This is a genomic window from Capnocytophaga endodontalis (assembly GCF_002209445.1).
Taxonomy (GTDB): domain Bacteria; phylum Bacteroidota; class Bacteroidia; order Flavobacteriales; family Flavobacteriaceae; genus Capnocytophaga; species Capnocytophaga periodontitidis.
This window is the reverse complement of the sequence record NZ_CP022022.1, coordinates 1433366-1447811: the sequence shown is the minus strand read 5'-3', so window position 1 is coordinate 1447811 and position 14446 is coordinate 1433366. Positions and strand designations below refer to the sequence as shown.

At 38.7% G+C, this 14446-nt stretch carries 11 protein-coding genes; 6 read left to right on the top strand and 5 right to left on the bottom strand.

What is annotated here, in order from left to right; all coding sequences use genetic code 11:
* Window positions 1–3: 3 nt before the first annotated feature.
* Complete coding sequence (locus CBG49_RS06515; protein ID WP_227002983.1) at window positions 4–3081, bottom strand: SusC/RagA family TonB-linked outer membrane protein; 3078 nt, start codon at window positions 3079–3081, stop codon at window positions 4–6.
* Between the two features lie 263 nt (window positions 3082–3344).
* Here CBG49_RS06515 and greA point away from each other — a divergent pair, with 263 nt between their 5' ends.
* Genes greA through CBG49_RS06505 form a run of 3 tightly spaced genes read left to right on the top strand, consistent with a single transcriptional unit; the run spans window position 3345 to window position 4424 of the window.
* Window positions 3345–3818: a transcription elongation factor GreA gene (gene greA, locus CBG49_RS06510; protein ID WP_034555703.1), complete on the top strand. Its 474-nt coding sequence runs from the start codon at window positions 3345–3347 to the stop codon at window positions 3816–3818.
* Window positions 3819–3865: 47 nt separating this feature from the next.
* A complete protein-coding gene (locus CBG49_RS15860) occupies window positions 3866–4006 on the top strand; it encodes a hypothetical protein (RefSeq protein ID WP_009410099.1) in 141 nt (46 codons plus the stop codon).
* A 31-nt stretch (window positions 4007–4037) separates the two neighbouring features.
* On the top strand, window positions 4038–4424 hold the full coding sequence (locus CBG49_RS06505) for an HIT family protein (RefSeq protein WP_088593859.1): 387 nt from the start codon (window positions 4038–4040) through the stop codon (window positions 4422–4424).
* Between the two features lie 82 nt (window positions 4425–4506).
* On the opposite strand, the gene trxA is transcribed toward CBG49_RS06505, so the two are convergent.
* Together trxA and CBG49_RS06495 are read right to left on the bottom strand one after the other, a co-directional pair.
* Window positions 4507–4827, bottom strand: a complete 321-nt coding sequence (gene trxA, locus CBG49_RS06500) for a thioredoxin (protein WP_088593858.1) — start codon at window positions 4825–4827, stop codon at window positions 4507–4509.
* Window positions 4828–4934: 107 nt separating this feature from the next.
* Complete coding sequence (locus CBG49_RS06495; protein WP_088593857.1) at window positions 4935–5735, bottom strand: DUF4476 domain-containing protein; 801 nt, start codon at window positions 5733–5735, stop codon at window positions 4935–4937.
* A 218-nt stretch (window positions 5736–5953) separates the two neighbouring features.
* Here CBG49_RS06495 and CBG49_RS06490 point away from each other — a divergent pair, with 218 nt between their 5' ends.
* From CBG49_RS06490 to CBG49_RS06480, 3 genes are all read left to right on the top strand, one after another.
* On the top strand, window positions 5954–6355 hold the full coding sequence (locus CBG49_RS06490; RefSeq protein ID WP_009413405.1) for a lipocalin-like domain-containing protein: 402 nt from the start codon (window positions 5954–5956) through the stop codon (window positions 6353–6355).
* A gap of 79 nt (window positions 6356–6434) precedes the next feature.
* On the top strand, window positions 6435–6851 hold the full coding sequence (locus tag CBG49_RS06485) for a lipocalin-like domain-containing protein (RefSeq protein WP_088593856.1): 417 nt from the start codon (window positions 6435–6437) through the stop codon (window positions 6849–6851).
* A 79-nt stretch (window positions 6852–6930) separates the two neighbouring features.
* Complete coding sequence (locus CBG49_RS06480; protein ID WP_009413403.1) at window positions 6931–7374, top strand: lipocalin-like domain-containing protein; 444 nt, start codon at window positions 6931–6933, stop codon at window positions 7372–7374.
* 112 nt (window positions 7375–7486) lie between these two features.
* On the opposite strand, the gene topA is transcribed toward CBG49_RS06480, so the two are convergent.
* Complete coding sequence (topA, locus tag CBG49_RS06475) at window positions 7487–9976, bottom strand: type I DNA topoisomerase (protein ID WP_088593855.1); 2490 nt, start codon at window positions 9974–9976, stop codon at window positions 7487–7489.
* A gap of 97 nt (window positions 9977–10073) precedes the next feature.
* Window positions 10074–14408 (bottom strand): translocation/assembly module TamB domain-containing protein, encoded by a 4335-nt coding sequence (locus tag CBG49_RS06470; protein ID WP_088593854.1) that lies wholly within the window; start codon window positions 14406–14408, stop codon window positions 10074–10076.
* Window positions 14409–14446 lie beyond the last annotated feature (38 nt).

The window sequence follows — 14446 nt, the reverse complement described above, 5'->3', positions numbered from 1 at the left end:
TTTTTATAGTTTAAGTTCAACACCTAAGGTATATTGTCGTGTAGGAGGATACCCTCCTATGATACCCATTGTATAATCGGGGTCAACGCCCGTGAATTTGGTAAAGGTAAATACGTTTTGAGCTGATAGTGAGAGCCTAACAGCTTTCACCACTTTCAGTTGATCGATAGTTTCTTGTGGGAGGTTATAGCTAAGACTGATATTTTTCATTCTCAGGTAATCGGCTTTTTCGAGCAGACGTGTATCCATTGTCATCATCACATCGCTATCGATACGGGGTATATCGGTATTATCGCCAGGTTGTTTCCAATAGTTAAAGATATCGGTACTGATATTTTTCACTCCGAAATATCCGGGGTTTAGTAAATCTCGTTTATCTCTATTGATATTGTATTTTCCTAAGGAATAAGAGAGAGTCATACTCAACGAAAAATCCTTATAGGTAATGTCACAACCCAAACCACCATTGATAGGGGCATATCGTTTTTTACCAGTGCTTTGGTCTAAAGCATCGGGGCTATAGACGTTGGTAGTTTTGGTATCATCCGTTTGTTTTTCCATTTTATCATCGCCCGCTTGATACCACACTGCATTTCCGTTGTTATCAATTTCTTTAAAGATAGGCATCATCCACTCTATAGGTTTTCCCACTTTATACCCCATATACAAAGCACGGTTGTACGAATAATCCTTACCGTAAGAAATATTAGTAACCTTCTGTTGGTTGTAATTCATATTGAAATAAGGGCGGACAGAGATTTGTTTTTCTCTATTCTGATAGGCAGTGGTAGCCAAAGAGAAGTCAATTCCTCGGTTTTGCATATCACCTATATTATCGGGTATCATCGGGTAACCAAATACACTATTGATATCACGAGAGGAGAGTATTTTGAAAATCTTTCTGTCGTAATATTCGATATTAACAGAAGTATTTCCTGCTTTGAGCACAAAATTTAGCCCGAAAGTGCTTTTGCGTTGTTCTTCCCAATTTAAATTAGGGTTACCGAGCACTTGAGAGAGTTTGAAACTGAGTTGCCCATCATAGAGGTCGGTATTATCGGCACGAGCGAGTATCATATTTCTGTAATCACCTATACGAGCATTGCCTGATACCCCTGTGCTAAAACGCAAGTTCAGGTCGGTAAGCCAATCTATATTTTTTAAGAAACTTTCTTCTTTGAGTTTCCACATTGCTCCTACAGCCCAAAAGTTTTGATAGCGATGTTTTTTTATAAAAGCAGATGAGCCGTCGCGTCGGGCTGATAGGTCTAAGAAATAACGATTGTTATACGAATATTCTAAGCGAGAGAAAAATGAATTGAAAGTGCTGACACTTTTGTTATCGGAAGCATTTTTTTCTTGAGCTCCGTGAGAAAGCATAGTAAATACATCGGAAGGTTGCCCTTGTGAAGAAGCGCTAAATCCATAAGAAGTATTTTCTATAGATTCTTGACCTAACAAGAGGTCGAACAAGTGTTTTTGGCGTATATCGAATTTATATTCCAATAAGTTAGTATAGGTTTTTTGGATAGATTTATTGATATCGCGTCTCACCCGTCCTACCACTTGTGAACCGAATTTATAATCGGTGAAAGATGGCATAGGGGTTTTGGCTTCATTTTCGTATATGTTGTACTGTATCCCCCCTTGTGATTTAAAAGTAAGGTTTTTAATAGGTTCAAGCACGATGTAACCTATAGGGATAATATCGTCGTTAAAGCTATTGTTTATGAAGTTTTTAGCTATATAATCGGGGTGATAGAAGCCGTTGCGAGTGCCTCTAATGGAATTGATAAACTCTTTAGTTTTTCCATTATTGTCATAAGGAGTATAAAAAGGCAAGGACAAGAGCTCAGAATCTGAGGGGAAAGGATTGGTATAGATAGAATTGTCACTATGCGCGTAGGAGAGCGAAAGCCCTGCTTTGAGCCAATCAGTTAGTTGAGAGTCTAAATTCATCACCACATTGTAACGGTTGAATTTAGTACCACTTCTCATTCCTTGTTGGTTTAAATAGCCCGATGAAATATAGTAAGTAGTATTGTTATTACCACCAGATATAGTGAGATCGGTGCGTGAAGTAGGCACAAAATTGTGATACAACACCTTTTCCCAACGGGTGTTATAAGGATTTTCTCTAAGGATTCTATCGGCTATAGCTGTGGGGTCGGTTTCGGTATAATTGAGTCGTCTACCCACTTCTACTATTTGATTAGGAGCTTTGAGTAGCCAAAAATCCATATATTCGCGAGGGGTTGCTAATTTATCGAAGTATTTACGAGTTACATTGTTGAGTGCAGAAACCCCCAATTGATGATTGATAGTAATGTTAGTCCGCTCGTTGTATTTACCTCTTTTGGTAGTAATGAGGATCACACCGTTGGCAGCACGAGCTCCATAGATAGAAGTAGAAGCAGCGTCTTTCAATACTGAAACGCTTTCAAAATCGGCAGGGTTGAGCGCCGTCATCACACTGCTACTCACGGGTACTCCATCTACTATATACAAAGGGTCGTTTGCCTGTGCTTGAGCTCCAGCTTTTTCAAAAGCCGAGGTAAAAGAGCTCAGACCGTGAATGAGCACAGATGAAGTAGAGCCAGGCGCACCTGTACTGGTAGTTACGACCATACCTGCCACCCGCCCTTGTAGTGCATCAACAACGTTAGCTCCTGGAATTTCGGCAATATCTTTTCCTTTTACTGTAGCAACTGAAGCCACTGTACGACTGGCTACTTTTTTACCACCATAGCCTACTACCACGGTACCTTCGAGCTGTTGTACATCCTCTTGCATAGTAATATTGAGTTTTTTAGTGCTTGCAGTGAGTTTTTTCTCTACCGCTTTCATTCCTAAGAAAGAAAACTTGAGCACATCACCCACATTTGCTTTTAGGGAATAATGCCCATCAAAATCGGTAGTTGCACCTCGTTGGGTACCTTTCACTAAAATAAAAACACCTAATAAAGGCTCATTTTTACTGTCCTTTACAGTTCCTGAAATTTCAATTTGCTGAGCACTCATAGTTCCTACCATCAGCAAAAAGAGCAACCAAACATAGCTTGGTGATAATTTTCCTCTCATAATTACTTAAAAAATGAGTGCAAAGTTTTCAAAAAAAAACTGAGATATGCAAATTAATTTGGTGATTTGTTAGCCCTGCCTCCGAAAGGGAGTTATCGATTTGTGAGGTAATTTATTTTGAAGATTTGACAATTTGGCGATTTGATGTTTTATTTTTTGCCATTTCAAAAAAATGTATTACCTTTGCGCCCAGAAATCCTCAGAGAGACTATTTGAGGATTTTTTATTTTTATATAAACATAACAACATCTAAAAAGAATATTATGAAAAAAGTATCATACTACACTGCTGAAGGATTGAAAAAGCTCCGCGATGAGCTCAACCAGCTGAAAGATGTGGAGCGCCCTCGTGCTTCTCAAGCTATTGCTGAGGCACGTGATAAAGGAGATCTCTCAGAAAATGCTGAATACGATGCAGCCAAAGAAGCACAAGGTTTATTGGAAATGAAGATTGCCAAACTCGAAGAATTGGTAGCTAATGCCCGCATTATCGATGAATCACAACTCGATGTGAGCAAAGTGCTTGTGCTCTCTACCGTAAAACTAAAAAACCTCGCCAACAAGATGGAAATTACTTATACGCTTGTAGCTGAAAGTGAAGCCGACCTAAAAGCAGGGAAAATATCGGTAAGTTCACCTATTGGCAAAGGACTCTTGGGCAAATCAGTAGGTGAAATTGCCGAAATTAAAGTACCTAATGGCACTCTTAAAATGGAGATTTTAGAAATCTCAAGATAGATAAGAGGTAAGAACATATACTAAATATAATTTTTTATTACTAAAATATGATTTTACCCCAATCAGAAGATAAACTTGCAACAAAGCAAGATTTAGCGCAAGCTAAATTAGATATCATAAAATGGGTGGTGGGATTATTTATTACTCTTGCCCTTATGATTATTGGTTTATACTTAAAGATTGGCTAAGTCCTAAAACCTGAACTAACAAATAAAAAAAATGAGTATTTTTACAAAAATTATCAATGGGGAAATTCCTTGCTACAAAGTAGCAGAAGACGATGAGTTTATCGCTTTTTTCGATATCAACCCCAATGCTAAAGGACATACCCTCTGTGTGCCTAAACAAGAAATTAGCTATATTTTTGATATGGATGACGACCATTATCTGCGCTTGATGGCTTTCTCGAAACGCGTAGCCAAAGCTCTTGAAAAAGTAGTACCTTGCGAGCGTATAGGCGTAGCAGTTGTAGGTCTTGAAGTGCCTCACGTACACGTGCACCTCATTCCTATCAGCGAGATGAAGGAAATGACCTTCCAACACAAAGTAAAACTTACTGATGAAGAGTTTAAAGCGCTTGCGCAGAAAGTAAGAGAAGCACTTTAGCCCTTAAAAAACAATACAAAAAAGGCTATCAACAATTACAATAAGTTGTTGATAGCCTTTTTTGTTGTAACACGACAAGCAATTAAGACAATAATCCGTCTAATGCATCGGTGTAGGTTTTTTTAGGAGCTACTCCTACTTGGCGACCTACTACTTCACCATTTTGGAATACTAATACTGTAGGGATATTGCGGATACCATATTTAGCAGCAAATTCTTGGTTGTTATCCACATCTACTTTGCCTACTACTACTCTACCTTCGTATTCTTTAGAGATTTCTTCAACTACAGGGGCGAGCATACGGCAAGGACCGCACCACACTGCCCAAAAGTCTACTAATACAGGCTGGGTACTTTTAAGCACCAACTCTTCAAAATTTCCATCTGTTATTTCTAATGCCATACTAATATGTTTTTGTATTATTGTTAAATTTGAGGCAAAGATACGATTTTTATCGAATACACAAAGCCTCATAGTAATAGTTTTTCGTTATACTGTTATAACATTCATTATCTACGTACTGATTGCAAGAATTCCGAAAGTTTCTTTTTACCAGAGGGAAAAGTAAATTTAGCTTGCAACTGGTAGTAATTTTGAGGATCCACCACATTGGGGTAGGCTTCTTGTGCGATGATAAATTTATTGTCATCAAAAGAAAGTTCTTCCATCAATTGTCCTACTTGCTCGGTGGTAAATGAGACAATATTTTTTTGAGCGCGAAAGAAAGCGAGTTTGTCTTTATCGAAAGTTTCGTCCTTGTACATCTTAAAGAAGTTATTAAAATCACCTTGACGCATCATAGGAGCACCTCCATAGCCTCCACCGTATGAGCGATTCCACACGTCATTCCACTGGCGACCGTGATAGGAAGGCTGGTTGTTGTTCAAGCTAATTTCGTCTAACAAATATAAGCCATCACGCGAAAAGAAGTCCATTATCATACGAGTATTGTCGCGCGGGTTAATCGTTACGCGATAGATTAGTGTGCGCCCTTGCCAGATACTAAGCGGCTGAGGAGTAGCTGTTACATCAAAAAAGCGGTACATACCCGTAGTGCTGGTAATTTCTTGATCACCTATACTCACTGTAAATCGACCACGTTCAGGAATGCGGATAAACACTTCGGCATAACCACCGTTGTAGTCGTATTCCCAATCAATATTCACCGAGATTCCACCACGTCCAATCACAGCACGTGCTTGTTTGTTTTGGTGGTACTCATTTTGTAATAAACGTCCAGCTGAGCCTACTTCTTGAGCCCAACTTACAGAGGCAAGAGCCCCTAAACATAGTAATAATAACTTTTTCATAAGGTATATAGTATTTTATTGACAATAGGTAGCGAAATTCGTGCCAAAGGCATTTTTTAGGTAAGAGATAAGAGGTAAGAGATAAGATTTTGTACTACAAATATTAATAAAGAGATTGAACAAAAATAGATCAAGTGATATTTAACAATAATTTAACACCAATAAAAGGATGAATTTGTATCTTTGCACCGTTGAACTAATAAAAACAATGTAAGCAAATGAAAAAACTTTTAAAAATGGCTTTTATAGCCGCAGCATTTTTTGTAACATCGTGTGGAAAATCAGACGATGGTGCGAGCATTAACAGTAAAGATTTAATAGGCACTTGGTATTTAGAAAGTGTTACTATGATGAAAACATCTGCTCCTCTTAACGATTGTAACAAGCAAACAAATATTGTTTTCACTGACACTCAAATTTCACTTACTATGTATGAGGGAGTAGCTAATGATTGCCAAATGACTAAACAAACAGATACTTATCGCATTTCTCGCAATACTATTATCACTAATGATGAGGCTGTTAAAGTTTCTTTATCAGGAAATAAATTGACCTTTATTGACACCGAGAATATTGATGGAAATACAGTTCCTATAACAATGGTTTTTGTAAAACGATAGAGGAACCTTTTCTTAGGTAAGAGATAAGAGGCAAAATTGTATTTTTGCACCGTTGAACTAATACAAACAATGTAAGCAAATGAAAAAACTTTTAAAAATGGCTTTTATAGCCGCAGCATTTTTTGTAACATCGTGTGGAAAATCGGACGATGGCGTGAGCAATAAGGACTTAGTAGGCACTTGGTATTTAGAAAGTGCTACTATTAATGGAGAAGTTCAGCCCTACACAGATTGTGAAAAGAGAACAAATATAGTTTTCACTACTACAGAGTTCTCATCTGTTGGTTATGCTACAAAAAATGACACTTGTACAGAGCTTGGAAGAAACAGTGGGACTTACACAGTTTCAGGTAATACAATTTTCTACAAAAAGCAAGATGGTAGCAGTTATAGTAGTGAAATTAGTTTATCAGGGAACAAACTTACTATCACTCAAACTAAAAAAGATGAGAGCGGCAAAGAAGTTACCGGTACAATAGTTTATATAAAACGATAGAGAAACCTTTTCTTAGGTAAGAGATAAGAGGCAAAATCGTATTTTTGTACCGTTGAACTAATAAAAACAATGTAAGCAAATGAAAAAACTTTTTAAAATGGCTTTAGTAGCCGTAGCAATTTTTGTAACATCGTGTGGAAAATCGGACGATAAAACAAATAATCAAACAAACAATAGCTTAGTAGGAAGTTGGATTATTGAAAGTGAAACAGAAAATGGTGTTGAGAAAGTTCTTGATGAATGTGAGAAGAAAAATACTTACACTTTCACTGCTGACAACAAATATTCTTTAGTTTCTTATGACATCAATCCTACAAACAATCAATGTAAAGAAAGTCAGGAGGAGGGTACTTACACTATTACTGGAAAACAGATTGTTTTAACAGAAAAAGGAGATAGAATAGGAGAAGCTGATGAAGCTACTTTTTCTATAACCAACAACAAACTTACTCTTACTTTTGAAGATTTCAACAAAAGTAGTAGTGTTACAGAAACTACTGTTTATATCTATAAAAGAAAGTAAATTTTCTTTATAAACTAAAAAAGCGCAATACCTCAAGGGGCGTTGCGCTTTTGTTATTTTATTTGTTTGGATATTTTAAAATTCTCCACATTAGAAAGTGTTCTACAATTACTTACTTACTTTTAGCTACTACTTTTTTGCGAGTAGTAGTTTTCTTAGGTTCTTTCTCGGTAAGGAGAGCAAGGGCTTGCTCTTTAGTGAATGTTGTTACATCGGTATCTTTAGGGAGCTCTACCTTGGATTTACCTTTGATGAGGGTAAAACGCCCCCAACGTGCTTTCTCTATGCGAATAGTTCCTTCATCCCATTCTTTTACTACTTTCTCTGATTCTTTTTTAAGTTTATCTTCTATGAGTTCTTGTACATCTTGCTGGGAGAGGTGATCAAAATTGTACTTCTTAGGTACATTGATATAGGTATTATTCCACTTGATAAAAGGTCCAAAACGACCTACTCCTTTGGTTACCTCTACCCCTTGATAAGTAGCAATAGGGGCATCGGCTTTTTTCTTTTCACCGATGAGTTGTTTGGCACGGTCGAGGGTTACACTAAATATATCTTCTCCTTTATCAAGCGATATAAAAGCTTCACCATAACGCACGTAAGGGCCAAATCTACCTACATTCACTTCTACATTTTTGCCATCAACTATACCTAAATGACGTGGAAGTTCAAAGAGTTTGAGAGCTTCTTCAAAAGTAATGGTTTCGATAGACATACCTGCCAGCAGACTTGCATAGATAGGTTTTTCGGTATCATCGGGGTTGCCTATTTGTGCCATTGCTCCATAACGCCCTAAGCGTACGCTGAGGGGACGCCCTGTTTTAGGGTCAGTGCCAAGTACACGTTCACCTGTTTCACGCCCTGTATGTTTTTCAACATTTTCTACTACGGGGTGAAAATGTTTGTAGAAATCTGAAAGCATCTCTATCCAATTCTCATTACCCTCGGCTATTTCGTCGAAGCTATTTTCTACTTTAGCAGTGAAGTTATAGTCCATTATAGTATCGAAATGGTTTACGAGGAAATCGTTTACTACACTGCCTATATCGGTAGGGACGAGCTTTCCTTTATCAGCACCTATACGTTCGGTTAGGGTTTTAGGGGTAATTATATTGCCTATAAGGGTGAGCTGGTGGTAAGGGCGTACTTCCCCTTCAAGGGTACTACGCTCGACATAACCACGATTTTGAATAGTGGAGATGGTAGGCGCATAGGTAGATGGACGCCCGATGCCAAGTTCCTCTAATTTTTTTACTAATGATGCCTCGGTATAACGCGGTAATGGACGTGTAAAACGCTCAGTAGCAGTGATATGGTGATTAGTGAGCTGTTCTCCTTTTTTAAGGTTAGGCAACATTCCTTCTTGTTCTTCTTCCTCGTCGTCGGTACTTTCTAAATAGACTTTAAGGAAACCATCGAATTGTACCATTTCACCATTGGCTATGAAATATTCTTTATGTTTATCGGCTTCTATTTTTACGGTGGTACGCTCTATTTGGGCATCAGCCATTTGAGAAGCCAAAGTGCGTTTCCAAATCAGTTCGTAGAGTTTATTTTGGTCGGGTTCAGCAGCGATATTAGGGCGGCTCATATCGGTAGGGCGAATGGCTTCGTGTGCCTCTTGCGCTCCTTTACTTTTGGTTGCGAAGTTGCGCACTTGGCTATATTGCTCGCCGAAGAGCTGTACTACTGCATTTTTAGCTGTGGTGAGAGCTTCTTGTGAAAGGTTTACGCTATCGGTACGCATATAGGTGATGAATCCAGATTCGTACAAGCGTTGGGCTACCGTCATTGTTTTACTAACCGAAAAGTGCAATTTTCGCGCGGCTTCTTGTTGAAGCGTGGAAGTAGTAAAAGGCGGTGCAGGTGTTTTTTTAGCGGGTTTTGTTTCTAAGGATTGCACCTTGAAGTGAGCCCCTATATTCTGTTGCAAGAAAGCTTCGGCTTCTGCCTGAGTATCAAAATTTTTAGGGAGGGCTGCTTTTACCACTTTTCCTTCGGCAGTTGTAAATTCGGCGGTAATTCTATAAGAAGATTGTGTTTTGAAGTCCTGTATTTCGCGTTCTCGCTCTACAATAAGGCGTACAGCTACCGACTGCACGCGCCCAGCTGAGAGACCGCTTTTAATTTTTTTCCAAAGTACGGGGGAGAGTTCGTAGCCCACGAGACGGTCGAGCACACGGCGTGCTTGTTGTGCATTTACTAAATTATAATCGATGCCGCGAGGATTTTTAATAGCTTTTTCAATTGCTGATTTAGTAATTGAATTGAAGACAATGCGTTTTGTATTTTCTTTTTTGAGTTTGAGTGTTTCGGCGAGATGCCACGCTATAGCTTCTCCTTCGCGGTCTTCATCGGAAGCTAGCCATACGGTTTCGGCGGTAGCAGTGAGCGCTTTGAGGTCTTTTACGAGGTTTTTCTTATCGTTAGAGATAAGGTAGTTTGGTTTAAATCCGTGTTGGATGTCTACCCCTAACTCGTTAGAAGGTAAATCCACAATATGCCCGTAACTGGACACCACTTTGTAGTCCTTACCCAAGAACTTTTCAATAGTTTTAGCCTTTGCAGGCGACTCTACAATCACTACATTCTTAGCCATACGCTTGTTTGTTATTTTGAGTTATTGGGCGCAAAAGTACAAAATAATTACGAATGACGAACGACGAACGACGAAAAAATGCTTTTCTTTCTATTTTTTATTTTTTTGATTCGAGTACTTTACCGCCTTTTTTAAATATTTTTTGCATCAAACCTTTAAAGGTATTGAAATCTACTGAATAGGTAAGACCTACCCCTTGTGCATAACCTATACGATCGAGCATATACTGCTGCCATTCGTTTTCACGATTGAATATTTTGGCTGTGAGACTACCATCGGGGTTGAGGCGGAATTGCACTTCTACATTGCCGGCTACGGCAGTACGACTCACACCTCCTACAGGGATACCTACTTTGGCATTCACACTTGCCCAATCGGTGATTTGGGTAGAGACGGTGAAGCCTAAACGGTCGCTATTGATATCGGACGAACTATCGTTGATGCCTGCTTCATACGACACCCCTAAATTCAGCTTGTTATCTTCATCGGATAGCAATTGGTTGAATAGACCCGCAGCTGTTTCAAAAAGGTTATAGGCAACCAAACGATTATCGGTATTTTTCTCACTCATAAACGAGCCTTGTGCTAAGAGCGAGAAAGCTTGTAACTGTTTGCGGTCTTGGTCTTCTAACTTGTAGTTGAGTTCGGATACTAAACTTGGGCTGCTATCAGGGAAGGTAATATCGAACAAGGTTTCGGGGTGCATCAGTTCGCCTTCTAATTTAATAACTACCTGAGTATTTATTTTTCGGTTATACTGACTGCTTTCTAAGAGGGTACTTGGGTTAGCACTGAGGTTATAGGCAGCTTTCAGGTCGCGCAAAGTAGCTTTTAGCGGATCACCACTCCACGAAATAGAGCCACCAGGGAGTACGGTAAAGCGTTTATCGATAATATTCTCGTACTTGAAATTGTAGAAGCCTGAATAGGTAATGAAGTCTCCCCACATATTGAACTTACCATTGGTATTGATTTCAATAAGGAGTGTACCCGCCCCACGCCCTACAAGGCTACTACCTGTTTTTCTATCCATTACAATTTCCACTTCGGCAGTAGGGAGGACATCTAACTCAAAATTCAATTCTAAACCTTTGATAGACTCTAAGTTGCGGTTTAATTGAATCTTCTTATCTCCTTTTTCTATAAAGGTGATAAACGAGTCGTCGCCAACACTCTCGCTATCGCTGAGTGGTATTTTAAAAGAAGTACCTTCTTCAGTTTTTGCATTTACTTTAATTGCAATCTCATCTAAAGCTCCTTTAATGGTAGCAGTTCCTTTCATAAAGGCAGTTCCGTAGAAGAGCGCTTCATCGGTATAAGGTGTATTGAGCACCATAAATCGTTTACCCAGAGTTTGCAATTTGAGGTCTAAGAACCAATCTAACAATCTGTTATGACGGATAGAGCCATTGAGGGTAGCCTGAGTTTTATAGGCTGTATCGGTGAGTAGCCAGTTGTCAATATCAAAAGTTTTGTTATTCACCTTGATACGTGCTCCTTCTTGTATATCGGCGTTGAGTTTGAGGTAGTCGATACCTACCCCCGCTTTGTGCAAGGTGAGCGTACCGTCCATCAGCGGGTCGGTTACACTTCCGTTTATTTTCACCTGTCCTGTCATTGTACCGCGTAGGTCGTAGAAGATACCTTCCAAAAACGGGTTAAAAGGCGAGAGTTCAAAGTCCTTGAAATAAGCTGTAAGGTCGAGCAAAGTACCTTTTTTCTTATCCAGATTAATTTTTCCGCGTGTAGCAAATCCGAGAGCGCGCCCGTTGGAGAAGAAAGCTCCTACATCAAAGGAGGACAAATCGTTATTGCCAAAGATACCGACTTCTAAATCGCCATAGTCGTAGCCATTCAGTTTAAAATACTGAATAAAGAGGTCGGCAGAAGGGTAATACAAATTTCCTCGCTGGGTGAGCGACACATTGCCGTTGAGCGTTCCCGTGAGATTGAGTCCTTTCATTTCGGGGACTATTTTATCTAACGCCACGTTGTGTGCCACCAAATGTAGATTCTTGTAATCTTTGGTAGTGATGAGTCCACTGAGGTTTATATACTGGTTTTGGTGTGCCATTTTGAAGTTGCTCACCTTAATCGTATCGGCGGTACGATTGAGCACAATTTTGTTGTACTCATTCATTGCATTCTCACGGTTAATATACCACTCATTACCTTTGAAATTTATGAGCGATTTTTTGATACCAATAATAGATTCTTGTTTTTTGTTGAGCGTATGATAGAAATTCAACTCGTAAGTATCTTTACCAGTATCCCCACCTTTGAACTCGGTGCGAAAGAAAAGTGTATCTTTAATAGTGGTATTAATCAGGTTGAAATCTTGAATAGCATAGACTCCAAAATCAGCTTTTTTTACTTCAAAATAAGTATTGTACAATGGGTTTTTATTGTCGATTTCAAGGCTAAGACTATCAATTTGATTGTTGTAGGCATTGATACTTGGTGATTTCATTTGGAATTTAAAACTTCCTTTATCGGCATCTATATTGCCATTGACAAAAGTATTGCTACCTATTTTGACTTTGGGTACGAACACTTCTACAATTTTGTTGTAGATATTGAAATGAAAATCTACATATTGGTTTTTCTCTATTTTATAAGGATTATATTGGGTATAGATGCTTCCTACGGCATTTTGGAGTACTTTTTTAATTTCAGTTAATTTAAATTTTCCTTTTACATTTCCGCTGACGATATCAGGTGAATTGATAGTAATTTCTTTAATTCCGTTGTTGAGAGTTGAAACCACTTCAAAATCTTTAAAGGTAAAGTCGCCTGCTGAATTGATGTAATTAGTGTTTTTAAAGGATATTTTTCCTACAATATCATCTAATTGGTTACCCGAAATATCAATTACTACCTTGCCACAGAACTGTGAAATGCTGTCCTTTTCCATAAAGCGTAACGCGTGGAGGTCGGCTAAAGCGATATCAGCTTGGAAATCGAATTTATTATTTCTGCCCGATAAGTCGGCAAGCCCGTTGAAGCTCATCATAAGATTGGGGTCGCGAGTGTCGATCTTACCGCTAAACACCTGATTTCGAAACTCTCCATTGATAGCTATGCGCTGGTAATTATAACCGTTATACCCCACTGAATGAATGGTACCATTGGCATAGAGTTTCATAGTAGCGAAATCTAAGCCTTCGCCACGCACTAACATATCGGTACTGATAGCCCCTATATTAGGGTCGTCTAAAATTTTTCCTAAGTGAAATTGATTAGTAGTAAGTGTACCTTTAAAAGCTGTTTTATCGGTATGGGTAAGGTCGTCTAAAGAACCATCAATATGAGCTTCACCGTCATTAGTTTTTAGCCATACATTGGTTTGCAAGGAAGTGGTACGGTAAGCGAAATCACCATCTAAGGAGAACATTCCCAGCCTTTGCAGTTCCTCTGGGATATTTTTACCCAAGACTTCGGGCATCAAGTAAGCTAAATCGTTATAAATACTCTCGGCGTGTACGTTTTTGGCGATAACGGCGATATTAGCGTGTTGAGAAAGCAGATTTTGAAAAGCTAAATCACCTTCAATAAGTGTATTTTGATAGGAGATTTTACCTTGAGGAATGACAAAGTTATTCAATGTACCCTTCATAGTTACACCTTCTAACACTATATTTCTACCCCCATTGAAACCGTTGTAGAAAGCGTTTAAATCGGTAGTGTTCACAATAGCTTTAGGCAGATGGACATCAAAGACTACTTTATTTACAAAATCGCCAAAACTGCCATTGTGAGGCAACATAGTTATCGTACCTTGAAGGTCAGTTTGAGGTGTTTGCAATCGCAAATCCTTAGCTTGCATCAAGCTATCGGTATAGCTAAAATAGGTGTTTAGGTGGGTAACTTCTAATTTGTTGTCGAAACGGAAGTTGGCTTCTTTCATTTCAAAGAAGATTTTACTACCTAAGATTTTAAAGTCGTTTAGTTCGGTGTTTAGTTTAGTAACTTTTAGTATAGAAAGGTCAGGATTGTTATCATTGGAAATATAACAATAGCTATCTTTGAGCTCTATACCTTTAGCTTTCATCACAAATTTACCTGTACTGGGTTCACCTGAATCGAATTTATTCACGAATACATCGAGGTTTGAGAGCGTATCGCCTTTGTGAGTTTTCATATTGAAAACAATGTTATCACCTTTGATATTGCCGAAGTACAGATTACCATCAATCAGCTGTTTGAAGTCTAAAATAGAAGTAGTGAGTTTTTTAGCTGAAATAAGCGTATCTTGTTTATGGTCGCGAATAAGGATGCGCTTGATATCTACATCACCATTGATTTTCAGGTGAATGCGGTCGATATTTAAGTCGATACCAAATTCCTTATTCAGGTAAGCTACTGCCTTTTTAGCAATGAAAGTTTGGGTGGCAGGTAAGGTCAAAAGAAGAGCCGTAACCCCCAGTAACACAAGGGTTATAAGGAAGAAACGAACAAGTATTTTTCGTA